The organism is Spirulina sp. CCY15215 (assembly GCF_016888125.1).
Classification (GTDB): domain Bacteria; phylum Cyanobacteriota; class Cyanobacteriia; order Cyanobacteriales; family Spirulinaceae; genus CCY15215.
This window is the reverse complement of record NZ_JACSWA010000101.1, coordinates 1-400: the sequence shown is the minus strand read 5'-3', so window position 1 is coordinate 400 and position 400 is coordinate 1. Positions and strand designations below refer to the sequence as shown.

General features: G+C 38.8%; 1 pseudogene. It reads left to right on the top strand.

Going from position 1 to position 400, the window contains the following annotated elements:
- Nucleotides 1-400: pseudogene (locus tag JUI58_RS27455) on the top strand (hypothetical protein); the annotation flags it as partial.

Sequence of the window (400 nt, the reverse complement as noted above, 5' to 3'; positions counted from 1 at the left end):
CTAGTATATGGTGGAGATGATGTTACCTTTGTTTGTGATGGTCGTTTGGGTTTAACGCTTGCGGCTCGTTACTTACAAGTATTTGAAAAACAAAAAGTTGCTGACAACAAACAATTAACGGCTTGTGCGGGTGTTTGTATTGTTAAAGCTCACTATCCATTTGCGAGAGCCTATGAAATGAGTGAAGAACTTTGCAAGTCAGCCAAGAAAGTTGCGAAATTTGAACGATTTATTAATGATAAAAGAGATGAATCAAAAATCGTTTCTGCAATCGATTGGCATATTGCAACGAGTGGTTTACTCGGCTCGATTTCTGAAATTCGCGAGCGAGAATATCGGAGTACAAGTAACCAACCTTTAGAAATGCGACCATTATTACTCAAATCCGATCCCTCTGATT